Raw genomic sequence first — 23121 nt, 5'->3', positions numbered from 1 at the left:
CTGTCCGAATTAATGGCCTGCGCGGAGCGGGCCCGGCAGGAGACACATGAGTCGCGGTGACCGCACCCACGATCCGGGCGTCGGCCGGGTGGGCGGCGAGTGCCGCCGCGCCCTTGGGGGCAAGGCCCGCGCGGTTCACGGAGACCGCGGTGGGGAGCCTGCCGAACGGGCCGTCGGGGGCGTGGTGGTTCGGCACGCCCCCGACTGGCTCGGGGCCGGGTGGTCAGGCGGTGCCGGGGCCGGTGTAGAGGTTGAGGGTCGGTGTGTAGGTGCCGGACAGGAGGTGGGCCAGGTAGCGGGACGATCTGGACAGGTATTCGTCGGGGCTCTCGGCGGCCGTTCTCACCGCCGGGAGGGCGGGCTCCGCCGCGTCCCCCAGGTAGGTGAGGGCGTTGACGGCCTGGAGGCGCACTCTGGGGTCCGGGTGGGTGGCGAGGGTTTCGGTGAGGGAGGCGACGGCGGTGTCCGGGTCTCCGGCGTTCGCGAGGGCCTCCGCCAGGACGACGCGGACCTGCGGTGAGGTCTCCGCCCGCAGTCGCTCGTCGAGTGCGCGCCGGGCGGGCCGGGCTTCGGCCGCGAGGACGAGCAGGCCGGTGGCGGCCCAGTAGCGGATCGCCTCGTTGCCGTCGTCGAGCAGTTCGGTGAAGCGGCGGAGGTTCCCGCGCTTCCGGCTGATCGCCAGGTCCGCGACCGCCCGGACCTTGCGCAGCGGGTAGGCGCCCGGCGCGCGGCTCGCGTCGTAACCCTCCAGCGGGGAGCCCTCGGGGATGAAGCCGTTGTCGTTGACGCGCTCGATGTGCTCGTCGAGGGCCTTGGCGAGGCGGCGCAGCCGTGCCCTGTGCCGAGGTTCCGCGGCGAGGTTCCGCACCTCGTCGGGGTCGGCGTGCAGGTCGTAGAGCTCCTCGGCGGGCTTGGCGCGCCAGAAGCGTTCCTGGACCTCGGTGAGCGCCCCGTCCAGGTGGGCCTGCTCCCAGACCTGGTAGCCGCGCTGCTGCCACGCGTAGGCCTGGTGCTGCCCGACGATCCGGTGCGGCGCGTAGTTGCGGATGTAGCGGTAGCGCTCGTCGCGCACGGTCCTGACCATGTCGTACCGCTCGTCCATGCGGTTGCGCATGCCGAACGCGTACTCCGGACGGCGGCGCGAGGTCAGCGTCGTGCCGTGCAGGTGCCGGGGCACCGGCAGACCGGCGAGGGTGAGGACGGTGGGCGGGAGATCGATCGAGCTGACGGGGGCCGTGACGACGGAGCCGGCGCGGGCGGGTGCCAGGTGTGCCCACTTCTTCGGGTACCGCACGATGAGGCCGGTCCGCAGCCCGCTGTCGTAGCAGTATCGCTTGCTGCGGGGCAGCACTCCGCCGTTGTCGGAGTAGTAGAAGACGATGGTGTCCTCGGCGAGTCCGGCGGTCTCGAGTTCGGTGAGACGGGCGGCCACCTGGGCGTCCATCTTCTCCATCAGGTCGTAGTAGCGGGCGCGGTCCGCGCGGAGTTCCGGGAGGTCGGGCAGGTAGGCGGGGAGCCGGACGGCCGCGGGGTCGGTCGTTCCGGCCGGGGCGTTGAAGATCGCCGACTCGTGGGTGGTCATGAAGTTGAAGACGGCGAAGAACGGTGCGTCCGTCGGCCGGTTGCGCCAGTGCGCCGAGCCGCTGGAGGCGTCCCAGGTCCGGGCCAGGTCGATCGGGGCGTTGTAGTCGGTCTTGCTGTTGTTGGTGCAGTAGTAACCGGCCTCCCGGAGGTATTCGGGGAAGCCGCGCAGGAAGTTCGGAATGTTGCCGCCGGCCCGCATGTGCTCGCCGGGTCCGCAGCTTTCGGCGTGCATGCCGGTGATGATCGAGAAGCGCGTCGGCGCGCACACGGGCGCGCTGGAGAAGGAGTTCTCGTATCGCACTCCCTCGCGGGCCAGCGCGTCGATCGCGGGAGTCCGCGCCAGCTTGTCGCCGTAGGCGCCGATGTAGGGATTGTTGTCCTCGCTGACCAGCCACAGGATGTTCGGCCGCCCGGTCGGCGCCGCCTGCGCGGCGGTTCCGGTGGGCAGGCCTGCCGCGAGCAGTCCACCGGCGCCCGCGGCCAGCACGCCCCGCCGGGACGGCCCATCATAGATAGTCACTTAAACCTCCCAAAATTATATGAAATAGCGGAAGGGTATCGACGGTGGATGATCATGTCCAGTTCGCACGCCCCGGCCGACTCCGCGCGCCCGGGGGGTTCAGGGGCGGTCGTAGGTGAGGAACTTGAGGCGGCGCAGAGTGATCGTGGTCTCGGCGGTCTGGATGCCGGGGAGGGGGGCGAGGCGGTCGGTGAGGTAGCGGTAGAGGTCGGGGGTGGTGCGGGTGAGGAGGGAGACGGCCACGTTGGTGCGGCCGGTGACCGCGGCGGCGAAGCGGACTTCGGGATGGGTGGCGAGTGCGGCGCCGACCTCGGCGAGGGCGCGCGGGGAGACCGTCAGCCAGCACATGGCCTCGACGGCCTGGCCGAGATACTCGCGGTCGTACTGGACGGCGAAGTACAGGACGCCGGAGGAGCGCAGTCGGTCGAGGTGGCGTTTGACGACGGTCTCGGACTGCCCGGTGACGGTCTGGAGCTCCGTCAGCGGGGTGCGGCCGTCGGTGCGCAGCGCCGTGAGCATGGCCTCGTCGACGAGATCGAGGACGAAGGGTCCGGAAAGGGCGGCGGGCGACGGTGTGCGGAGGGCGGCCTCCTCGGCCGGGTCGAGGGCGCTCACCTTGCGCAGCCAGCCGGACGGCCCGCCGTAGTAGGAACTGAGGATGCAGTGCGCGGAGACCGAGGTGATGCGGGGGGTGCGCTGGAGCTGTCGGAGCAGGAGCTCGTCCCGGTCCCGGTGGCTGCGCGGCTTCATCGCGCACATGATCTCGGTGCCGCCCGACGCCAGGTCGATGAACTCGGTGTCGGGCCGCTGGGCGAGGGCGGCGCCGAGTTTCTCGGCGATGTCGGGGGTGCAGCCCAGCCGCAGGATCCAGTTGTCGCGGCCGAGCCTGCCGTCGTCGGTCATGCCGATGACGCGGAGCCCGGCCATGGCGCGCAGCCGCCGGAACCGGCGGGCGATCGTCTGGTCGGACACGTCCAGGACGCGGGCGATGCGGCTGAACGGGGCACGCCCGTCGAGTTCGAGGGCTTGCAGCAGCTTGAGGTCGAGCGCGTCGAGCTCCCGGGACGCGAGGTCCCGGGAGCCCGGTCCCGACGGGGTACGCGCCGTCATCGGAGGGCGTCTCCGGCCGTCACGGGCGTGGCGCGGTCCTCCTGCGGCGCGCCACCGGTGTGCGCGGCGGGCCTGCGCGTTCGCAGCAGGACGCAGGAGGCCACGGCGGCCAGCGCGAGCGAGACCGCCGAGACGTTCAGGCACAGCCGCATGCCGTCGAGGAACGCCTCGCCGACCGCGCCCAGCGCCCGCCCGGTGTGCGCGCCGAGGTCGAGCCCGGCGACCGCGCCCAGACCTTCGGCGCCGGCGGTCTGCGTGATCTGACGGGCCTGTCCGCCGGTCACGCCCGCTTCGGCGAGCCGCGAGGGCAGCGTCTCGGTGACGCGCATGGTCAGCAGCGCGCCGAGCAGCGCGGGTCCGAGCGCGCCGCCGACCTGCCGGAAGGCGTTGTTGCCCGCGGCGGCCATCCCGGCCCGGTGGTGCGGGACCGCGGCGACGGCGGTGCCGGTGATGCAGGGGAACGCCAGGCCGAGGCCCAGGCCGAGCAGGCACAGCCGCCAGGCGACGGACGGGAAGGAGGTGTCGGCGCTCAGGAAGGTCAGGCTCCACATCGCCACGGCGGCGATGAGCAGCCCGGCGGTGATGAGCGACCGGGGTGAGAACCGCCGCATGAGGTGCCCCATGGCGAAGCCGAGCGCCATGCACACGACGTTGACCAGCACCATGCGGGCGCTGGACTCCAGGGTGCTGAGCCGCTGGACGACACCGAAGTAGAGGCTGAGGACGAAGAAGAAGCCGATGAGACCGAGGAAGCTGATCAAGGCCGCGACGGTGGAGGCGACGAACGCCGGCACGCGGAACAGCGACGGCTCGAGCATGGGCGAGGAGCTGCGCCGCTCCACGATCACGAAGGCCGCACCGCTCACGACGGCGAGGATGAGCGCCGCGACGGTCCTGGGGTGGGTGAACGACGAGGCGCCACCCTCGATGACACCGTAGATCAGCGCGGTGATCGCCACGGCGGCCGTCGCCTGCCCGGCCCAGTCGAGCTTCCGGCCGCCGGCCGCCCGGGACTCCTCCAGGAGCCGCGCCGCGAGCACCATGGTCACCAGCGCGACGGGGATCGGGAGGACGAAGATGTACCGCCAGGAGAAGTGTTCGAGGATCACTCCGGCGATCAGCGGGGGCACGGCCATGGCGGCCATCATGCAGGTGGTCCACAGGCCGATGTACTTACCGCGTTCCCGGTGGTTCGGGACCGCCTGGCTGATGAGCGCGAGCGTCACCGGCAGCAGCGCCGCGGCTCCCGCGCCCGCGAGAGCCTGACCGGCCCAGAGCATCTGGACGGATCGGGCGCACAGGGCGAGGAGGGCTCCGGCGGCGCACAGCGCCAGGCCGACCTGATAGACCTTCTTCCGGCCGTGGACGTCGCCGAAGACGCCGGCGGTGAGGATCAGGGCGGCGACCGGCAGCACGAACGCGTCGGAGACCCAGGTGAGCTCCGCGGTCGTGGCGTGCAGCGCCCGCTGGATCGCCGGAAGGCTCACCACGACGGTGACGACCGGCAGATAGGCGACGAACACGCCGGCGCACGCGAGCGCGATCGTGGCCGCCCGGGTGCGGGCCGTCCCGGGGTTCGGGCTGGGCGAGGTCACGGAGTTCCTTTCGGAGTGGCAGGTCACGCTCTGCGTGCCGATACCCCACCCTCAGCGATTTCCGCCCCTTGGGCCAGTCAGAACCCCCTCCGGCGCAAAAAACCGACATCTATGGCGCGATACCCAGGAAATCCATCACTCCCTTTCGCGCGCGACACCCCGGAGTCCGGGACTCCAGAAGACTCCCGGACTCCTGAACGGCTCTAGCCGCCCGCCACCGGCGGCCTGCGCGGGCCGAAGGTCGATTCCACGATCTCGGCGGCGCCGGGCGGCCCGTTGAGCTCATCGACGATGACGCCGCCGTCGAAGATCAGCACCCTGTCGCACAGCAGTGCCAGCTCCGCCGGGTCGGCCGAGGCGACGAGCACGGCGCACCCTTCGGCCGCCGCCCGGTGGATCGCGACCGCGATGTCCTGCCGGGCGCCGACGTCGACGGCGTGCGTGGGCTCGTGGACCAGGAGCAGCCGCGGCTTCCCGGCCAGCCACTTGGCGAGCTGCACCTTCTGCTGGTTGCCGCCGCTGAGGCTGCCGACGGGCAGGCCGGGGTGCGGCGGCCGGACACCGAGGAGCTCGATCATCTCCAGGGCCTCTCGCCGCTGCCAGTCGTGCCCGGTCCACCAGGGCCTGCGGTCGCCGACGCGCGGGAGCGTGAGGTTCTCCAGCACCGACAGCTCCAGCGCCAGGCCTTCGGTCTCGCGCCGTTCCGGGACGAGCGCGACACCCGCCCGGAGGAGTTCCCGGTGCCGGGACCGGCCGAGGGGGATCCGCCGGCCGCCTATCCGCAGTTCGCCGTGTGCCTGACGGGCTCCGGCCAGCAGGTAGGGGACCTCCTCGAAGCCGGAGCCGATGACCCCGGTGACGCCGACGACCTCGCCTGCGGCCACGGAGATCGACAGGTCGCCGAGCCCGCCGCCCGCCTTGACGTGGGCGGTGACGCCGCCGTCCCGTCCGGCCCGGTCCGCGCGGCCGCCGGGCAGCGGGCGCAGCTCGTATCCGAGCATCGCCCGTACCAGATCGGCCTCGGTGAGCCCCGACGTGTCCAGGCCCGCCTCCACGACGCGCCCGTCCCGCAGGACGGTCACCCGGTCGGCCTGCTCGATGACCTCCTCGATCCGGTGGTTGATCATCAGCGCGGACGCGCCGAGGGCCAGTACCGTCCGGACGAGGTCGTAGAAGTGGGCGAGGGAGTCGCGGGTGAGGGCCCGGGTGGACTCGTCGAAGACGATGAGCCCGCCCCCGTCGGGGAGGTCCTGCAGGGCGCGGGCGATGGCGACGGTCGCCCGGTCCTGTTCGCTGAGCCCGCCGGCCTTGGCGTCAAGGTCGACGCGGCAGCCGAGCCGGTCCAGCGCGGCGGCCGCCGACGCCCGTTCCCGTGACCAGAGGATCCGGCGGGACCAGCGGGACGCGCCGAACCTCCCGAGCCGCATGTTCTCCACGACCGAGTGGTCGTCGAGGAGACCGAGGCTCTGGTGGACGACCGACACGCCTCGCGCCCGCGCGGCCAGCGGGCTGACGGGCAGCGTCAGCGGCTCGCCGTCAACGGTGATCTCACCGCCGGGGTCGGGCGCGTGGTAGCCGGTCAGCACCTTCACCAGCGTGGACTTCCCGCACCCGTTCTGCCCGACGAGCCCGTGCAGTTCCCCGGCGCGGACGTCCAGGACGATGTCGTCGAGCGCGCGGTGGGATCCGAACGTCTTGGAGATGCCGCGCACCCGCAGCCTCGGGTGCGCGGTGCTCAGTTCCCGGCCCACAGCGCCTTGAACTCTTCCTCGTAGGAGGGGGTGCCGAACCACTCGCCGGAGGACTGCGCCTCGGCGGTCAGCCGGATGCCGTCGATGTTGGCCGACGTGAACAGCCGGACCGGCGTCCGGTACTCCTGTGGCTTCTCGCCGAGCATCATCCGCATCGCCTGGTCGAGCGAAGCCCAGCCCTGGTAGGGGAAGTCGAGGGCGAGAGCGGCCTTGACGGGACCGTCGCCCTTGAGGACGCCGAGGCCGGAGATGGTCGCGCCGGACACGGCGACCTTCATCGCGGAGCTCCGGCCCGCCTGCTGGACGGCGTCGAGGGACGGCTGGAGGAAGTCCTCGAACTCCACCTGCAGGTAGGTCGCGTTCGGGTTCTGCAGGAGCGCCGCGCTGGTCGTCGGGGTGATCCGCTGGAAGTTCGCGGCGGACACCTCGTTGATCGTCACCTTGCAGCCGGCGCAGACCTCCTCGTACTTCGGCATCGCGTAGTCCTTGACGTAGGAGATGGCCGACGGGGAGTCCTGCAGCATCGAGATGACGACCTGCGCCTTGCCGCCGGAGTCCGCGGCGATCCACTCGGCGAGGACCTCCTGCTGGGTGACGGCGCCCGGAAGGTAGGCGACCTTCGTGGTGTCCCCGGTGCCCTCGGGCCTGATCTGGTCGGTGATGAGGACCGGGACGTTCGCGGCGACGGCCTTGTCCAGGGAGTTCTGCGCCATCCCGTAGGGGAAGGAGTCGCCGATGATCGCGCCGGCCCGGGCGCCGACCGCCTGGTCGACGCAGGCGGAGATCTGTGACGGGTTCGCGCCGCCGTTGCAGACCTGCACCTTCATGCCGACGAGCGCGGCCGCCTCGCTGAGGTTCTGCGCGGTGACGGAGAACGCCGGGACCTGCTGGCTGAGCGGGACATAGTAGATCGTCTTGCCCTTGAGGGAAGACGTGTCGATCTTCGCGTCGGGGACGGAGAACTCCCCAGTCGTCTTCATCGCGGTCTCGACCGCGGCGGACGTGGCGCCGCCGGCACCGCCGGAGGTGTCGGTGCCGGACTCGCCGTCCGAGCCGCACGCCGCCGTCGCTCCCGCCAGAAGGAGGGCGCTCAGCGCCGCACCGATCCGCCGGCCGTACCCGTGAGCCTGTTCCATGGCCGATCTGCCTTTCGTGCTGCGTTTTCAGCGGCGGCGCGCGAGCACCGTCGAGAGGGAGACGGCGACGACGAGGACGCCGCCGTAGAACACGTCCGAGACCCATCCGGGGACGCCCATCAGCTGGAGGCCGAGGATGCCGGTGGCCAGGAAATAGATGCCGATGAAGGTGCCGACGGGGTTGAAGCGCCCAGGCTGGATGACCGCGGTGCCCAGGAAGGTCGCGGCGAACGTCGGCAGCAGGTAGGTGGCCGAGACGGTCGGGTTGAATCCGCCCAGGCCCGCGACCGCGATGACGCCGCCGAGCCCGCACAGCAGGCCGGACGCGACGAACGAGCCGAAACGCACCCGGTTCACGCCGATGCCCGCGAGCCGGGCGACCTCGCGGTTGGCGCCGACGAACCGCAGGTGCCTGCCGAGCGGCGTCCAGCCGAGGACGTAGGTGAACACGGAGACGAGGACGAGGCCGTAGAAGAACGAGACGGGAAGGCCGGCGACCTTCGTCAGGGCGAGCTCGGCGAACTCCGGGTCCAGGCCGCTCACCTGGTTCATGTCGGACATCCACAGGGCGAGGCCGCCGACGAGGGTGCCCATGCCGAGCGTCACCACGATGGTGTTCACGCCGACGAAGACGACGAGCGCCCCGTTCACGGCCCCGACCAGGACGGTCGCGGCGATCGCGACCAGGCAGGAGAGCCAGATGTGCCAGCCGTGCAGCACCGTCAGGACGGGGACGATCGTGGCGGCGAGGCCGAGCAGCGGAGCCACCGACAGGTCGACGAACTCGCCGACGATGATCGTGCACAGCAGCGCCATGGTGAGGAAGACCAGGGGCTGCTGCGAGCCGAAGATCGTCTGGAACGTGGGGACGGTGAGGAACAGCTCGGGTTTGAGCAGCCCGTAAAGGATGCACAGCGCGAACCACACCCCGATCACCGCGAAGCGGGACGGAATCCCGCGGGTCGGTGCGGTGGAGGACCGGGCCGCGGGCGCGGTCTCGGTGAGCGGATCAGCCATGGCGCGACCGCCGGAGCGCCCGGGGCCGGCGCGCGGGGCGGCGCGGGGACCGCGAGGGGATTGCCATCAACAGCCTTTCATCGGTCCGCGCGGGCCGCTCGGCCGGGCGCGAAGGCCGCGGCACGGCGAAGCGCCGCGGAAGGGGTGGAGGATGGGCCGTTCGCCCGGCCGGGCCGTCGGAGGGAGGGTGTTCCTCCGGCAGGCCCCTCTGGGGGACTCCGGTGCGAAGGCCTGCTGGTCGACGCGCCACCGCTGTCGCGGTGACGGGCGAAATCAGATGGGCTTGACCATTTCGCGCAGGACGTGCTCGGTGGCGGCGACGTGGTCGAATCCGGCCATGGAGGAGGGGTCCATCTCCCACTTGCCGATGTTCACGCAGGTCTCCACGACGAGCTTGCAGCGCTCGTAGCGGCGTTCGGTGTAGGCCGCGAACGCCTTCTCGTGGTCGCCCTGGCCGGCGGCGAGGCACTCGGCCAGCACGATGCCGTCCTCGATCGCCTGGGCGGCGCCCTGGCCGAGGTGCGGGGTGACGGCGTGGACGGCGTCGCCGATGAGGACGATCCGGCCGCGGTGCCAGGGCGCCGGGGCGATCAGCCACTCCTCCGGCCGGAACACGACCTGGGAGGCGTCGTCGCAGAAGTTGTCGCGGACCCAGCCGGTCAGGCCGCCGAAGCCTTCCAAGTGCTCGCGCAGCAGGTCGCCCAGCTCCGACGACTCCAGCCAGGTGCCTTCGGTGAAGTCGGTGTTGTAGAAGAAGTAGGCGAGGTCCTGCCCGATCGGGACGAAGCCGGCCATGCCGTTCGGGCCGGTCTGGAGGATGATCCGGTCGATCTCGGGCAGGCGGGGGACGTTGACGCGGTAGGCGCCCTGGCCGAGGAAGGTCGGCTTCATCTCGCCGAGGACGTAGGGGCGGACCTTGGAGTAGACGCCGTCGGCGCCCACCACGTGGTCGACCGTGTTCTCGGTGCCGTCGTCGTAGGTCACCGCGACGCCGTCGGGGCCGTCGACGAGCTCGGTGAAGGTCTTGCTGTACTCGATGGTGACGCCGACCTCGGCGGCCTTGTCCGTCAGGATCCGGTGCAGCTGGGGGCGGGTGATGCCGTTGAGGGGCGGCAGGTCGGAGCCCTCAACCCGGGCGCCCGGCATGTCGCGCAGGAAGTTCCCCTCGACGTCGACGACCTTGCCCCAGGCCGGTGCCGGGTAGCCGGCCTCCATGCACGGCAGGGCGCAGCCGATCGCGTCGAGCGCGCGGAGCGCGTTCATGGGCTGGATGATGCCGACGCCGAACACCGACGAGTGGAGGTCCTCCTGGATCTCCACCACGTTGACCTCGTAGCCGACGTTCCGCAGCGCGATGGCCGTGGAGAGCCCACCGATGCCGCCGCCGACGATGAGGACGCTGCCTCGACTCACTTTCGATCACCCACGTCTCGTCAGACGGCCCCGCCGAACACGGAGCCGTTGTATGACGTGAATGTAAACAGACCATACCCACGGGTGTGTAGTGGGTCACAGTGCAATCTAAAACTGCACTGATCCGCGCCAGTGAATTCCCCTCGTGGCTTGAATCCGAGCCTCCGGGTGTGCTATTTGACCGGTCGGCCACTTCGCTGTCACCGGTCTTCGTAGAGCGATGGCGAGACACACATCCGCAGGTCGGTGGCATGATCGCGATCATCTTCCGGATTTCGTCGCGGGTGTGTGAATTGCGCTCTGATCTCCCGGGCACCGTTATCGACATGGCCCCCGACAAGCATCGTAACAACAGAGAACGGCACCTGTGCGAGGCTTTTTCGGTTATTCGCCGGATCGCATGTGGCAGATTCGCGGCAGGACACCGGGCCATGTCGGGAATCCGCGGCGCGAGGCGACGCGCAGAGATCGCTCAGGCCGCGGCGCCCCCGGCGTTCAAAAGGGTGCGATCACGATGTCTCGGCGGGGCCGGTCACCGGAGGCGCGTGCGGCCCGGCGGACCAGGGGCGCTCGGGAAGCATCCCGCTCAGTGGCGCACGCGCCTTCGCCCGAGCCTCGGCGTTGCCCTCCCGGGCGGATCGGCATCTGCGGCGTCTGGGATCTCTCGCCGGGCCGGTGCGGGAGAGCGCGTGGTCAGGGGCGGGTCAGGTCGATGAGCTTTTTGACGGTGTTCCAGTTGCGGGAGGTGGTGATGAGGCCCTTGAGGAGGGTCGGGCGGGCCAGGCGGACGGCGAGCGCGGAGCTGCCCAGGCCGTCGGGGGCGTAGAGGTAGAGGGCGCGGTCGCCGAGGCGGAAGTCCTCGGGGAGATAGTCGGCGCGGTCGATTTCGGCGAAGCGGTCGGGCTCCGGGCTCGTCGCGAAGAAGGTGACGTGGAGCTGGCGGCCTTCCAGCTCGGCGGCGGGAAAGGGGCACGCCTCGCCGATCGCGCGCAGGTAGGCGTGGTCGCGGACGATCACGTCGAAGGTGCGGCCGAAGCGCTCTTCCAGCGCCTGGGCGAGGCCGGCCGCGAGTGATTCCTCGTCACCGTTCTCGGCGGTGAACACCGCCTGCCCGCTCTGAAGGTAGGTCTGCACGTCCTTGTGGCCGAGGCCCTCCATCAGGCTGCGCAGGTCGGCCATCGGGACCCTCCTGCCGCCGCCCGCGCCCACGTTGATCCCGCGCAACAGCGCCGCATACTTCGTCATCTGGCCAGCCTATGCCGCCGGGCCCCGCGAGGGCCGTCGCCTCGGACACCCGGACGGAGTTCGGTTCGGCGGGTCATTCGCCGGGTGGGTGATCGGTGGAGACGGCGAGGTCGGCTTGGGCTTCGAAGGCGGTGATGCGCTCGCGCAGGGTGTCGATCGTGGAGGTCAGGGCCTGGGAGCCCAGGACGAGGCGGAGGGGGGCGGGGTGGTGTCGACGCCGTCGATGATGCGCTCGCCGCGGGCGAGGTCTTCCGGCAGCGCTGGGCCGACCACAACGTCCGCCACCACCGCACCGGCGTCAAGAAGATCCACCACCCCGCCGTCGGCGACCTCGAACTCCACTTCGAGGCCATGACCCTCACCTCAGACCCGGACCTCACCCTCCTCCTCTACACCGCGGCCCCCGACACCCCTAGCGCCGACGGCCTCCGCCTCCTCGCCACCTGGGTCGCCACCCGCGACCAGGAGACCACGGCCCCCGACGGCCGGACGCCCTGACCAGGGTCCGGTCGGCGAAGCCCCGGTCAGGACTCTCGTGGGGGCGCCGACGACGGGGACCCGGCAGGCGGAGGCGGCCGTGGGATGCCGGGCCGCACGGGTGCCTCAGGAAGCCGTGCGAGGAGCCGGCGACGGGCGCTCGGGCCGGAAAATGTGTTGCGGGCGGGTTCTGGCGGTCCTACGGTGGCGCCCATGATCGATGCAATGGCTTACCTGCGCATGCGCGGAGAGCGGGCCCTGGCTCGCTAGCTTCATGGGCGCGAGCCCAGGGCCCTTCGAGAGCACATTCGTCTCGAGGACCCGAGAGGGCTTTGCCGTGGCGCAGGACTTCGCGCATGGAAATTTTTCGCACACCCAGAAGAAGGCAAGGAACGGCGGGGGCGGTCGCACGCCGGTCGACCGGGCGCGGCGGAGGATGTCGCAGAACTTCCTCATCGACCCGGAGGCCGTCGCGCGGCTGATCAGGGCGGCGCGGCCGAGTGGGCTCGTGCTGGAGCCGGGAACCGGCGATGGCGCGGTCACCACCGCGCTGGTCGAGGCCGGTGCCGAGGTCGTCGGCTACGAGCTCGATCCGCTGCTCGCGGCGCGGCTCAGAGCGCGGACCGGACTGAACATCGTCCGGGGCGACTTCACCAGGGCGCGTCCGCCGGGTGGGCCGTTCGCCGTCGTGGGGAACATCCCGTACTCGGCGACGTCCGCGATCGTCGACTGGTGCCTGAAGGCGCCGTCCCTGACGTCGGCGACGCTGGTGACCCAGCTGGAGTACGCCCGCAAGCGCGGCGGTGACTACGGCCGGTGGAGCCGGCGCACCGTGGAGACCTGGCCGTACTTCACCTGGACCCTGCACGAAAGGATCGCCAGAGAGAGCTTCCGTCCCATCCCGTCCGTCGACTCGGCGATCCTCCGGATCGAGCGCCGCCCCGTGCCGCTGGTGCGCGACGGCGATGCCTGGCGGCGCCTGGTCGAACGGGGCTTCTCCGGCGTCGGCGGCTCCCTGTTCGCCTCGATCGGCCGGAGCCACCCCGGTGCCGAATCCGCGTTCGCGCACGCGGGCATCGCCCGCGACACGGTCGTGGCGTTCGTCCACCCGGATCAGTGGATCGCCCTGCACTCCGCTCTGCACGCCTGACCCTTCCTGGCAGGGCCCGCTCGGATGCGGGGCGTGCCGGGCAGGTAGGCGGGCACTTCGCCGCCGGCGGGCTCGGTCTGCTCGTCGGCGGTGAAGAAGGGGCCGCTCTCGTGGGTCGTCATGGCGTGGCGGTCGGACGGGAACGCGGTGCCCGCCGGACGCCTCCGCCAGCGCGCGAACGGTCCGGGCCGGGTCAGAGGTGTTGGGCGGCGCGGCGGATGGGGGCGTTGGGGGCGCCGTAGCCGGTGTAGGAGCCGACGCGCTGGACGACTTCGAAGAAGAGGGAGCGGCCTGCGGTGGTGGTGTAGAGGTGGAAGAACTCGGCTTCGCCCGATCGGTCGTAGAGGATGCCGTGGTCGCGCATGGTGGTGAGGGTCGAGGCGGGGAGGTCGGTGCGGGCGGCGAGGTCTTCGTAGTAGTTGCCGGGGATGGGCAGGAGCGGGACGTCGGCGGTGCGGAGGTGCGCGGCGGCGGCGAAGATGTCGGTGCAGGAGAAGGCGACGTGCTGGAGGCGGGGCGCCGCGTCATCGAGGAGGACGGGCACGTTGAAGATGAGGCGGAGGTGGTCGTCGGCGATGGCGCGGCTGCGGACGAGGCCGTGGGGGGAGGCGATCTCCTCGTTCGAGCGGAGGGCCAGGCCGAACGCCGCGCGGTAGAACAGCACGGTCTCGTCGTAGTGGTCGGCGTGGGGGGACAGGGCGATGTGGTCGATGGCGTCGAGGACGGGGGCGCCGGAGCCGTCGCGCAGGGGGGCGAAGTCGGCGAGCCATCCGTCGTCGGCGGCGGTGCGGCAGAAGTAGAGGTTGGAGCCGTCGGGCGCGATCAGCGCGGGCAGGCGGGACTCCCCGGCTCCGATGGCGCGCGGTGCGGGCGGCGCCAGCAGGGCGTCGGCCCGCGCGGCGGCGGAGCGCGGGTCGGCGGTCTCCACGCCGATGACGGAGACGAAGGCGTCTCCCCGCTCCCGGTCCGTGCCGTTGAAGTGCGCCCGGTTGACGACGAGGCGGGCGTCGCCCTGCTGCCACAGCTGGACCGGCTTGGTGCGGTGGACGCCCCGCAAGGTGAATCCGAGCCCGGCGAGCATGCCGCGGACCTGGGTCTCGGAGCGGGTGTCGACGGTGATCTCGGCGAAGGCGAATCCCTGCGATGGGGAGACCGGCGGTAGCGGGTCGAGGCCGACGCGCTCGGGGAGCCGGTGGCGGACGGCGTCGCCGAGGACGATGAGGGAGCGCATCGCGTCGACGGCGGTGCGCTCGGCGTCGGTGCGGCGGAAGACGTCGTTGAAGACCTCGAGGGAGAGCGGCCCTTCGTAGCCCGCGGCCAGGACGTGCTCGGTGAAGCCCGTGAGGTCGAAGACGCCCTGGCCGGGGAAGCAGCGGTAGTGCCTGCTGAAGTGGAGGGGTTCCATGTCGAGGTCGGGGGCGTCGGCGAGCTGGAGGAAGAACAGCTTCTCGGCGGGGATCTCGCGGATTCCGGCGGGGTCGTCGCCGAGGGTGAGGATGTGGAAGCTGTCGAGGCAGACGCCCAGGGAGGGATGGTCGGCGGCCTCGACGATCCGCCAGGAGTGCCGGTAGTCGCTGACGTGGCGGCCCCAGGCGAGGGCTTCGTAGGCGATGCGTACGCCGTGCTCGGACGCCCGCTCCGCCAGGGTCCGCAGCTGCTCGGCCGCGAGGAGGTCGTCGTCGACGGCCTGGGCGGACACCGTGGAGCAGACGAGCAGCATCGGGGCGCCGAGCTGCTCCATCACCGCGAACTTCTGCTCGGCCCGGCGCAGGACACGGGCGAAGGCGTCGGCGGGCAGGGCCTCGGCGTCGCGGAAGGGCTGGTAGAGCTCGATGCGCAGGCCGAGATCCTCGGCCAGGAGCCGGATGTCCTTCGGGCTGAGGGGGCTGGCCAGGAGATCGTTCTCGAAGAGCTCGATCCCGTCGAAGCCCGCCGCGGACGCCGCGCTCAGCTTCTCGGTCAGTGAACCGCTCAGGGAGACGGTGGCTATGGACTTGCGCAAGGCGGACCTCCACCTGAATAACTAACCAGTTCGTACATTAAGGGCCCGGAAAGCCGCCGTCTACTCGTCGACGTTGCGGCCGCCGCCCGTCAGGTAGGCCACGACCATCTCCCCGATCATGCGCCGGTAGCGGTCCCGGTCGGCCTCGGCGGTCAGGTCCCGGTCGAAGAGGGCCTGGAAGGTGTGCTGGTTGGCGACGGCGAAGACGCAGAACGCGCTGATCATCATGTGCACGTCGACGGCGTCGGCGTCGGTCGTGAAGTCGCCGGAGGCGGTGCCCGCGGCGAGGATGCGGGAGATCAGGTCGATCGCCGGGGCGCCGAGGTTGGCGAGCACCTCCGAGGTGCGCAGGTGCTCGGCGAGGTGGATGTTCTCGATGCTGACGAGCCGGATGAAGTCGGGGTGGCCGTGGTGGTGGTCGTAGGTGAGCTCCGCGAGGCGCCGGATGGCCTCGACGGGCGCGAGGTGCGCCACGTCGATGCCGGCCTCGGCGGAGCGCACCTCGGTGTAGGCGCGCTCCAGCACCGCGACGAACAACTGCTCCTTGCCGCCGAAGTAGTAGTAGATCATCCGCTTGGTGGTGCGGGTGAGCGCGGCGATCTCGTCGACGCGGGCGCCGTCGTATCCCAGCCGGGCGAACTCCCGCGCCGCCACGTCGAGGATCTCGGCCCTGGTCCGAGCGGGATCCCGCTGCCGACCGGGGGCTGGGTGTACGGCGGTCATGTGGCTCCCGAGAGGAGAGAATCCGGTTCGGCCCACAGTGTATGCGCGGACCTTTCTCAGCCTAGGCGGGCGGGGACGATCGAGCGGGGCACGGGTCCCTTGTTGCGCCGGCCGCTGCCGCTCTCCTCCCAGGCGTGGGCGAGGATGCCGATGCTGCGGCTGAGGACGAACAGCCCGCGGGCGAGCGGTGCGGCGAACCCGAGTTCGGCGTAGATGATCGCGGTGGCGCCGTCGATGTTCATCGGCACGGGTCGGCTTCGCGCGGAGCGCAGATGCTCCTCCACCGCGAGTCCCGCCCGCAGGTGGTCGCCGGGGACGACGCCATCGCGCACGGCCTGCTCGGCGAGCGAGACGAGGGGGTCGCGACGCGGGTCGCGCGGATGGAACCGGTGCCCGAAGCCGGGGACGTACTTGGGTCCGGCCGCCACCGCCGTGGCGGCGGCCTCGGCGATCTCCAGGCCGTCGCGCTCCAGGCGGAGGACCTCGTCCAGCAGTCGAACGCACTGCTCTCCGGCTCCGCCGTGCGCGTCGCCCAGGACGTTGACTCCGCTGGCCATCGCGTTGTTGAGGCCGACCCCGCAGGTGGCGGCCATCCGGGCGATCGCGATGGACGGCGCCTGCGGCCCGTGGTCGACGCCCGCGACGAGCGCGGCCTGGAGCAGGGCGGACCGGGCGGCGTCGGGGAGTTCGCCGCGGAGCATGAGCCAGATCATGGACGTCAGGTCGACGGTGCCGATCAGCTCCTGGACCGGCCGTCCGCGCAGCTCGACGATCCCGGGTTCCATGTGGGAGACGGCGGTCGCCCACCAGGCGCCGACCTCTCCGGTGGGGTCCACTATCGCGTTCACGACGCCTCCTTCCAGATCGGCTCACCGGTGTGCTGTCCCAGCAGGGGAGGGGACTGCGAGGGCCGCAGCGGCCGCCCGTCGTGCAGCACGCCCCCTCCGCTCACCCGCAGCACGCGCGCGGAGCCGTCGGGGAAGGGCAGCTCGGTGATGAAGCCCCGGTGTTCGAGCTGTTCCAGCCGCAGGGCCTGCGGGACGGTGACGATCCGGGCCGCGGGGATCCCGGCGGCGACGAGGGTCTCCTCCCATGCCAGCGCCGTCCGCTCCGCGAGGGCCGCGTTGAGCAGGTCGTTGAGCTCCTCGCGATGCTCCTTGCGCGCCTCGCGTTCGGCGAAGCGGGGGTCCTCCAGGAGGTCGGGGCGGCCGACCAGCGCGCAGAGCCGCTCGAACTGCTCCTGCCGGTTGGCCGCGATGTTGAGCGGCCCGTCCGCGGCCCGGAACGTTCCCGAGGGCGCCGCGGTGGCGTTCTGGTCGCCCATCGGCTCCGGCTCCACCCCGCTGACCAGGTAGTTCGAGACGGTCCAGCCCATGGCCGAGATCGCCGACTCCAGCATCGACACGTCGAGGAACACGCCTTCGCCGGTGGTGTCACGGCCGGCCAGGGCGGCGCAGATGTGCAGGGCCGCGGTGAGACCGCCGATCGTGTCGCACACCGGGAACCCGACGCGGAGCGGGGCGGTCTCGGGCGTGCCGGTGACCGACATCATGCCGGACAGGCCCTGGACCACCTGGTCGTAGGCCGGGGCCTGGCTCATCGGGCCGGTCTGGCCGAACCCGGAGATGGCGCAGTACACGAGCCTCGGGTTGAGCTCGCGCAGGCGCTCCCAGCCGTAGCCGAGGCGGGCCAGGACGCCGGCGCGGAAGTTCTCCAGGAGCACGTCGGCCTGGCCGACCATCTCCTCGAAGGACCGGCGTCCGGCGTCGGACTTCAGGTCGAGTTCGACCGACTTCTTGCCCGCGTTCTGGGCGAGGAAGGACGCGCCCAGGCGGGATCGGTTGAGCTCCGGGTCGGGGCCGAGCTGCCGGGCGAGGTCGCCCTGCCCGGGCACCTCGACCTTGACCACGTCGGCGCCGAGCAGCATCAGCTGGTAGCTGCAGTACGGTCCGGCCAGCACATTGGTCAGGTCGAGGACGCGTATGCCTCCGAGAGGTGACATGAGAACACCACTTTTCCTCTAGCTAAACAAGACAATCCACCTGCGGAAGGACGCGGAGCGTGCGCCGCGTCGGTCAGCCGGTGCTCAGGGGGTGGTCGAAGCCGCGCTCGGAGATCTGCGCGGCGACGTCGCGGAGGTCGGCGGCGAACCGGGCCACGGGCTCCGCGCCGAACCGGACAGTGGGACCGCTCAGGGAGAGCGCCGCCACGACGCCGCCGGACCGTCCGATGATCGGCACGGCGACGGCGGAAAGGCCCTCTTCGCGTTCGCCGTGGCTCTGCGCCCAGCCGTGGTGGGCCGTCTCGTCGATCCATGCGCGCAGGCGCTTGACGTGCGCGTCTCCGTACGGGGAGGTCCTGGCGATCCGCAGGAGGAGCGGGTCGGGGGCGTCGCGCAGGAGCACCTTGGAGGAGGCGCCGGACCACAGGGGGAGTTCGTCGCCCACGTGGACGACGTGCCGCAGGGGCTGGGGGCTCTCCTGCTGCGCGACGCAGACGCGGTAGATGTCGCGCTGCATGTAGAGGTTGACGGTCTCGCGCTGCCTGGCGCCGAGGTCGCGCATCTGCCGGCGCGTCTCGGGCGGGAGCTCCCAGCTGCTGCGGGCGAGGTGCGTCCACCGCCAGAGGCCGGGCCCGGCCATGTAGCCGTTCTGCGTGCCCCAGAGCAGTCCGTTCTGCTCCAGCGTCTGGACCAGGCGGATCACCGTGGTCTTGGCCAGCCCGGTCTCCTCGACGATGTCGCGGATCGACACCACGGGCCGCTCCTCCGTCAGCAGGGCGAGGATCTCCAGCGCCCGCTGGACGCTGCGCACTCCGCCATCGCCGCTCTCGGTACTCACAGGCTCGGTCTCCCCGATCTCAGACGCGACTCCGCGCGGCCCTCCGGCGGGGCCGCGGAACGGTCCGTACGTTACACGCAGTCCACAGGGCGGTCCAGTAGGTCCGTCAAGCGGAAGATTTGTGATCGATGCAGAAATGTTGCGCGGTCTCCCCTTCTCGACTGTGACCTGGGTAACTACAACTAACTCACTAGTTCGTACATTAGTCGGGAGGAAAGTTCGCCGATCGTGCCTCTTGTCAGCGCCCGCAGGCTCCTCGTACGTTACGTCCAGTCCGCGAGACGGTCTAGAAATACCGTTCTGCGGTACTAGGAGGTCTGATGCTCGAAGTTCTGCTGAGGTCGTCCATCGAGGACGACATGATGGTGGTACCGGCTTTCGTGGCCGGTGAGTGGCAAGTTGAAGGTCCGCCTGGTGACCGAATCGGTCCGTATCTGGGCCGGGTGGTCTCGCGTGCCCCGCAGGCGCAGCCGGCGGACCTGGAGCGGGTTCTCCGCTTCGCGAAGGAGAGCGCCCGCACCGTGGCCGCGCTGGCCCCCGCAAGCCGGGCGGCCGTTCTCGAACGGGCCTCCGCCGCGGTCCGCGCCGACCGGGACGCGCTGGCGCGCCTCCTCGCGCTGGAGCTCGGCAAGCCGGTCAAGGACGGGCGCGGGGAACTCGACCGGGTCGCCGACACCTTCGCCGTCTGCGCGGCCGAGGCGCGGAACATCGGCGGTGAGACGCTGCCCGTCGCCGGATGGGAGCGCGGCGTCGGCAACACCGCGCTCACCTTCCGCGCCCCGGTCGGGGTCGCGCTGGCCATCACCCCGTTCAACGCCCCGGCGAACCTGCTCGCGCACAAGCTCGGCGCCTCGTTCGCCGCGGGCAACACCACGATCGTCAAAGCGCCTCCGCAGGCGCCGGCGATCTCCGCGGCGCTCGTCGCGCTCCTGGTGGAGGCGGGGATGCCGCCGGAGGCGGTGCAGCTCGTCCACGGCGGGGGAGAGGTCGGCTCGGTCCTGTGCGCCGCCGACGAGGTCGCCGTCATCAGCTTCACCGGCAGTCCCCGGACCGGGGCCGCGGTCGCGCGCGCGGCCGGGGCCAAGCGCCTGGTGCTGGAACTGGGCGGGAACGCCGCGACGATCGTCTGCGAGGACGCCGACCTCGCGCACGCCGCGCGGACCTGCGCGCGGACCGGGTACAGCAACTCCGGCCAGAGCTGCATCTCGGTGCAGCGGGTCTACGTGCACGAGTCGCGCTACGCGGAGTTCCTCGACCTCTTCACCGAGAGGGTGCGGGAGCTGCGCGTCGGCGACCCGCTCGATCCGGCGACCGACGTCGGATCGATGGTCGACGAGGACGCGGCCGAGCGGGTCGTCGCGTGGAGCGCGAAGGCCGCGGCGGACGGCGCCCGGGTGCTGCTCGGGGGCACCCGGGACCGGGCCTCGGCGGCGCCCACCATCGTCGCGGGGCCCTCCCCGGACGCGCTGGTCGTCACGCACGAGATCTTCGGCGCGCTCGTCGCGGTCCTGCCGTACGCGGACTTCGACGAGGTCGTGGCGACCTGCAACGCTGGGAGGTACGGACTCCAGGCGGGGCTGTTCACCCGGGACATCGGGCGCATCATGTCCGCCTGGCGCGATCTCGAGGTCGGCGGGGTCATCGTGAACGGCTCCTCCAACTACCGGCTTGATCATGTGCCATTCGGCGGTGTCAAGGATTCGGGTTTCGGTCGCGAGTCCCCGCGCTGCATGATCGAGGACTACACGCAGGTCAAGACGCTGATGCTGCGCGGGACGTCCATCTGGGGTGAGAATTGATGCGGGCCGTAACCCTGGTCGCGCCCGGCCGCATCACCGTCGCGCAGGACTGGCCCGAGCCGGAACCCGGGCCGTCCGAGGTGCTGGTGGAGATCCGCGGCGTCGGCCTCTGCGGCTCGGACGCCTCGGTCGTCGCCGGCCACCGCGCGGTTCCCCGGCACCCCTGGGTCCTCGGGCACGAGGCCTACGGGGTGATCCGCGGCGTCGGCTCCGCGGTGTCGGACCGGCGGGAAGGGCAGGTCGTCGCCATCGAGCCCAACTACCCGTGCGGCTCCTGCCCCCGGTGCCTGTCCGGCGCGACGTCGGGCTGTGTCCGCAGGCGCATCGTCGGGATCTCCGAGCCGGGGCTGCTGGCCGAGCGCGTGGCGGTTCCCGCGGCCTTCGCCTGGCCGGTGCCCGACGACTGGCGGGCCGAGGACATCGTCTGCGTCGAACCGCTCAGCGTCGCCTTCAACGCGGTCGGCCTCGCCGGGATCACGCCGGGAGAACGCTGCCTGGTGCTGGGGGCGGGATCGCAGGGGCAGTTCGTCTGCCTCGCCGCCGCGCAGGCCGGCGCCCTCGTCCACGCGACGGACCCGCACGACGGGCGCCTCGCCCTCGCCCGGGAACTCGGCGCGCGGCCCGACGACGGCGAGGACTACTCCATCGTCATCGAGACCTCGGGTGCGCCCGCGGCCTTCGAACAGGCCGTGGAGCGGGCCGCTCACGGAGGCCGGGTCGTCGTCGTCGGGCAGAGCACCACGCCCGCGCGGATCCCGACGTTCCGGATCGTGCAGCGCCGGCTGACCATCCGCGGCTGCCTCATCTACGACCACCCCACCGGCTTCGCCCGCACCATCGCGGCGATGTCGGACTCCGACCTCGCCCCCGGCCGCGTCCTGCGCGCCCGCTTCGACGTCGCCGACGCGCCGCGCGCGTTCGCCGAATCCCCCGACATTCCCGGCAAGACCTGGATCAGCTTCGAGGAGAAGTCCGCATGACCCCCACGACCGCCACGGCCGCCGAGCTGCTCGTCGCCCAGCTCGAGTCCTACGGCGTCGAGTACGTCTTCGGCACCTGCGGGCACACCAACATCGCCCTGCTGGACGCGCTCGGCCGCAGCCCCATCGAGTTCGTGATCGCCCGCCACGAGCAGGCCGCCGCGCACGCCGCCGACGGCTACGCCCGCGCGTCCGGCAAACCGGGCGTGGTGCTCATGCACGTGGGCCCCGGCATGATGAACGGCGTCACCGGGGTGGCCACGGCCGCGCTCGACTCCGTCCCGCTCATCGCGATCGCCGGGGACATCCCGTCCTACTTCCACGGCAGGCACCCGCACCAGGAGGTCAACCTCCACGCCGACGCCGACCAGACCGCCATCTACCGGCCCTTCGTCAAGCGGGCCTGGCACGTGCACCGCGCCGAGGACCTGGCCCGGTTCACCGAGCGGGCCTTCTGGACGGCGACGTCCGGGCGTCCCGGCGCGGTCCTGCTGAACGTGCCGATGGACCTGTTCTCCCGGCCCGTGCCCGCCGCGTCCTACCCGCTGCCGATCGCGGAGGCGCTGCCCGCCCTGCCCGCCGACGCCGCCGCGCGGATCGCGGCCCGGCTCGCCGGAGCCGAACGGCCCCTCCTGTACATCGGAGGCGGACTGCGCGGGCGGACCGGGTCGCTGCTGGAGATCGCCGAGCACCTGGACATCCCGATCGTCCACTCGCTCATGGCCAAGGGGACGGTCCGCGAAGACCACCCGCTGCTGCTCGGCATGCCCGGCTTCTGGGGCCTGAAGACCACCAACGACTACGCGCGCCACGCCGACGTCGTGCTCGCTCTGGCCACCCGGTTCGCCGAGACCGACGCCAGCTCCTGGGACCCCTCCTACACCTGGGACTTCTCGGACTCCGCGCTGATCCAGATCGACATCGACCCCGCCGAGATCGGCCGCAACTACCCCGTCGAGCTGGGCGCGGTCGCCGACGTCGGGCTGGCCCTGGAAGCGATCGCCGCCGAGGTCAGGCGCACTCCCGCCGTGGCCCGGCCCGCACTGCGCGAGGAGATCCGCGCCTCCCGCGCCGAGCTGTTCGCCGACGCCCGCGAGCGCGGGCGCAGCGACCGGTTCCCGCTGCGTCCTGAGCGGATCCTCGCCGACCTGCGCGACGCCCTCCCCGCCGACGCCGTCCTCGTCACCGACGTCGGCTGGAACAAGAACGGCGTCGCCCAGTGCTACGCGCTGCCCGACGAAGGCCGCTTCATCACGCCCGGCGGCGCCTCCACCATGGGATTCGGCCCCGCGGCGGCCGTCGGCGTGCAGATCGCCCAGCCGGACCGCACCGTGGTCGCGCTCGTCGGCGACGGCGGCATGAGCGCCCAGCTGCCGGCCGTCCCCATGGCCGTCGAGCGCGGCGCCCCGGTCCTCTTCGTGGTGATGAACAACCGGGCCCACGGCACCATCGCCGATCTCCAGGCCGCCAACTACGGCGTCAGCTACGGCTGCGAGTTCACCGGCCCCGACGGGCGGCCCTACAGCCCCGACTTCGCCGCCTACGGACGCGCGTGCGGCGCCGACGGCTACACGGTCGGCGCGCCTGAGGACCTGCTCGCCGCGCTCGCCGAGGCCGTCCGCAACCGGAGGCCCGCGGTCCTGGACGTGCCGATGGTCAACGAGCCGGTGCCCACCCCCGGGCACTGGAACATCAAGGACATCTACCAGGGCGTCTTCCCCGAGGCGCACACCCCTGCCCCCACGACCTGACACCCCACCCGTTCACCCCCTCCACCCC

Annotated in this window: 18 protein-coding genes and 1 pseudogene; 5 read left to right on the top strand and 14 right to left on the bottom strand. The window is 71.6% G+C overall.

Annotated features, from left to right (window positions below; translation table 11 throughout):
- Positions 1-223: 223 nt before the first annotated feature.
- From EDD29_RS23645 to EDD29_RS47080, 9 genes are all read right to left on the bottom strand, one after another.
- A complete protein-coding gene (locus EDD29_RS23645; protein ID WP_246052963.1) occupies positions 224-2104 on the bottom strand; it encodes a sulfatase-like hydrolase/transferase in 1881 nt (626 codons plus the stop codon).
- Between the two features lie 99 nt (positions 2105-2203).
- The gene (locus EDD29_RS23640) at positions 2204-3214 is read right to left on the bottom strand and encodes an Lrp/AsnC family transcriptional regulator (RefSeq protein ID WP_123666510.1); all 1011 of its coding nucleotides are present in this window, start codon (positions 3212-3214) and stop codon (positions 2204-2206) included.
- Positions 3211-4809, bottom strand: a complete 1599-nt coding sequence (locus tag EDD29_RS23635; protein WP_123666509.1) for an MFS transporter — start codon at positions 4807-4809, stop codon at positions 3211-3213. Before EDD29_RS23635 ends, EDD29_RS23640 begins: the two co-directional genes overlap by 4 nt.
- A 203-nt stretch (positions 4810-5012) precedes the next feature.
- On the bottom strand, positions 5013-6560 hold the full coding sequence (locus EDD29_RS46415) for a sugar ABC transporter ATP-binding protein (protein ID WP_211359862.1): 1548 nt from the start codon (positions 6558-6560) through the stop codon (positions 5013-5015).
- Positions 6545-7696 carry a sugar ABC transporter substrate-binding protein gene (locus EDD29_RS46410; RefSeq protein WP_211359861.1) on the bottom strand — a complete coding sequence of 384 codons (1152 nt, stop codon included), beginning with the start codon at positions 7694-7696 and terminating at the stop codon, positions 6545-6547. The genes EDD29_RS46415 and EDD29_RS46410 overlap by 16 nt, the downstream gene beginning before the upstream one ends.
- 27 nt (positions 7697-7723) lie before the next feature.
- Entirely contained in the window at positions 7724-8713 is a 990-nt protein-coding gene (locus tag EDD29_RS23625; RefSeq protein WP_123666508.1) for an ABC transporter permease, read from the bottom strand.
- 273 nt (positions 8714-8986) lie between these two features.
- Positions 8987-10126, bottom strand: a complete 1140-nt coding sequence (locus EDD29_RS23620; protein ID WP_123666507.1) for an FAD-dependent monooxygenase — start codon at positions 10124-10126, stop codon at positions 8987-8989.
- Positions 10127-10819: 693 nt separating this feature from the next.
- The gene (locus EDD29_RS23615; protein WP_123666506.1) at positions 10820-11371 is read right to left on the bottom strand and encodes a DUF1697 domain-containing protein; all 552 of its coding nucleotides are present in this window, start codon (positions 11369-11371) and stop codon (positions 10820-10822) included.
- Positions 11372-11536: 165 nt separating this feature from the next.
- Positions 11537-11713: a hypothetical protein gene (locus EDD29_RS47080; protein ID WP_246052961.1), complete on the bottom strand. Its 177-nt coding sequence runs from the start codon at positions 11711-11713 to the stop codon at positions 11537-11539.
- On the opposite strand from EDD29_RS47080, the pseudogene EDD29_RS23605 reads away from it, so the two are divergent.
- Positions 11651-11869: pseudogene (locus tag EDD29_RS23605) on the top strand (MmyB family transcriptional regulator); the annotation flags it as partial. The gene EDD29_RS47080 and the pseudogene EDD29_RS23605 sit on opposite strands and share 63 nt — an antisense overlap.
- Positions 11870-12284: 415 nt before the next feature.
- On the top strand, positions 12285-12998 hold the full coding sequence (erm, locus tag EDD29_RS23600) for a 23S ribosomal RNA methyltransferase Erm (protein WP_425454984.1): 714 nt from the start codon (positions 12285-12287) through the stop codon (positions 12996-12998).
- Positions 12999-13191: 193 nt separating this feature from the next.
- On the opposite strand, the gene EDD29_RS23595 is transcribed toward erm, so the two are convergent.
- The 5 genes from EDD29_RS23595 to EDD29_RS23575 all read right to left on the bottom strand — a co-directional run bounded on the left by EDD29_RS23595 (position 13192) and on the right by EDD29_RS23575 (position 18563).
- Positions 13192-15000, bottom strand: coding sequence for a bifunctional sugar phosphate isomerase/epimerase/4-hydroxyphenylpyruvate dioxygenase family protein (locus EDD29_RS23595; protein WP_123666504.1), 1809 nt, complete (start codon positions 14998-15000; stop codon positions 13192-13194).
- Positions 15001-15060: 60 nt separating this feature from the next.
- On the bottom strand, positions 15061-15723 hold the full coding sequence (locus EDD29_RS23590; RefSeq protein WP_123666503.1) for a TetR/AcrR family transcriptional regulator: 663 nt from the start codon (positions 15721-15723) through the stop codon (positions 15061-15063).
- 56 nt (positions 15724-15779) lie between these two features.
- Positions 15780-16571 carry a citryl-CoA lyase gene (locus EDD29_RS23585; RefSeq protein WP_246052956.1) on the bottom strand — a complete coding sequence of 264 codons (792 nt, stop codon included), beginning with the start codon at positions 16569-16571 and terminating at the stop codon, positions 15780-15782.
- Positions 16568-17725 (bottom strand): CaiB/BaiF CoA transferase family protein, encoded by a 1158-nt coding sequence (locus tag EDD29_RS23580; protein ID WP_123666502.1) that lies wholly within the window; start codon positions 17723-17725, stop codon positions 16568-16570. The genes EDD29_RS23585 and EDD29_RS23580 overlap by 4 nt, the downstream gene beginning before the upstream one ends.
- 73 nt (positions 17726-17798) lie before the next feature.
- Positions 17799-18563 carry an IclR family transcriptional regulator gene (locus EDD29_RS23575; RefSeq protein ID WP_211359860.1) on the bottom strand — a complete coding sequence of 255 codons (765 nt, stop codon included), beginning with the start codon at positions 18561-18563 and terminating at the stop codon, positions 17799-17801.
- A 320-nt stretch (positions 18564-18883) separates the two neighbouring features.
- Between EDD29_RS23575 and EDD29_RS23570 the strand changes: the two genes are divergently transcribed.
- The 3 genes from EDD29_RS23570 to EDD29_RS23560 are packed head-to-tail and all read left to right on the top strand — an operon-like array spanning position 18884 to position 23093.
- A complete protein-coding gene (locus EDD29_RS23570; RefSeq protein ID WP_123666500.1) occupies positions 18884-20362 on the top strand; it encodes an aldehyde dehydrogenase family protein in 1479 nt (492 codons plus the stop codon).
- Positions 20362-21342, top strand: a complete 981-nt coding sequence (locus EDD29_RS23565) for a zinc-dependent alcohol dehydrogenase (protein ID WP_123666499.1) — start codon at positions 20362-20364, stop codon at positions 21340-21342. The genes EDD29_RS23570 and EDD29_RS23565 overlap by 1 nt, the downstream gene beginning before the upstream one ends.
- Positions 21339-23093: a thiamine pyrophosphate-binding protein gene (locus tag EDD29_RS23560; protein WP_123666498.1), complete on the top strand. Its 1755-nt coding sequence runs from the start codon at positions 21339-21341 to the stop codon at positions 23091-23093. Before EDD29_RS23565 ends, EDD29_RS23560 begins: the two co-directional genes overlap by 4 nt.
- Positions 23094-23121 lie beyond the last annotated feature (28 nt).

The sequence above is a fragment of the Actinocorallia herbida genome (genome assembly GCF_003751225.1).
Lineage (GTDB): Bacteria > Actinomycetota > Actinomycetes > Streptosporangiales > Streptosporangiaceae > Actinocorallia > Actinocorallia herbida.
The sequence above is the reverse complement of the archived record's forward strand: the minus strand, read 5'-3'. Positions and strand labels throughout refer to the sequence as shown.

Coding starts and splice junctions, on each gene's coding strand:
- EDD29_RS23640 (WP_123666510.1), bottom strand. CDS start 3,214: ATGACGGCGCGTACCCCGTCGGGACCGGGCTCCCGGGACCTCGCGTCC.
- EDD29_RS46410 (WP_211359861.1), bottom strand. CDS start 7,696: ATGGAACAGGCTCACGGGTACGGCCGGCGGATCGGTGCGGCGCTGAGC.
- EDD29_RS23625 (WP_123666508.1), bottom strand. CDS start 8,713: ATGGCTGATCCGCTCACCGAGACCGCGCCCGCGGCCCGGTCCTCCACC.
- EDD29_RS23615 (WP_123666506.1), bottom strand. CDS start 11,371: ATGACGAAGTATGCGGCGCTGTTGCGCGGGATCAACGTGGGCGCGGGC.
- erm (WP_425454984.1), top strand. CDS start 12,285: ATGTCGCAGAACTTCCTCATCGACCCGGAGGCCGTCGCGCGGCTGATC.
- EDD29_RS23590 (WP_123666503.1), bottom strand. CDS start 15,723: ATGACCGCCGTACACCCAGCCCCCGGTCGGCAGCGGGATCCCGCTCGG.
- EDD29_RS23580 (WP_123666502.1), bottom strand. CDS start 17,725: ATGTCACCTCTCGGAGGCATACGCGTCCTCGACCTGACCAATGTGCTG.
- EDD29_RS23570 (WP_123666500.1), top strand. CDS start 18,884: ATGCTCGAAGTTCTGCTGAGGTCGTCCATCGAGGACGACATGATGGTG.
- EDD29_RS23565 (WP_123666499.1), top strand. CDS start 20,362: ATGCGGGCCGTAACCCTGGTCGCGCCCGGCCGCATCACCGTCGCGCAG.
- EDD29_RS23560 (WP_123666498.1), top strand. CDS start 21,339: ATGACCCCCACGACCGCCACGGCCGCCGAGCTGCTCGTCGCCCAGCTC.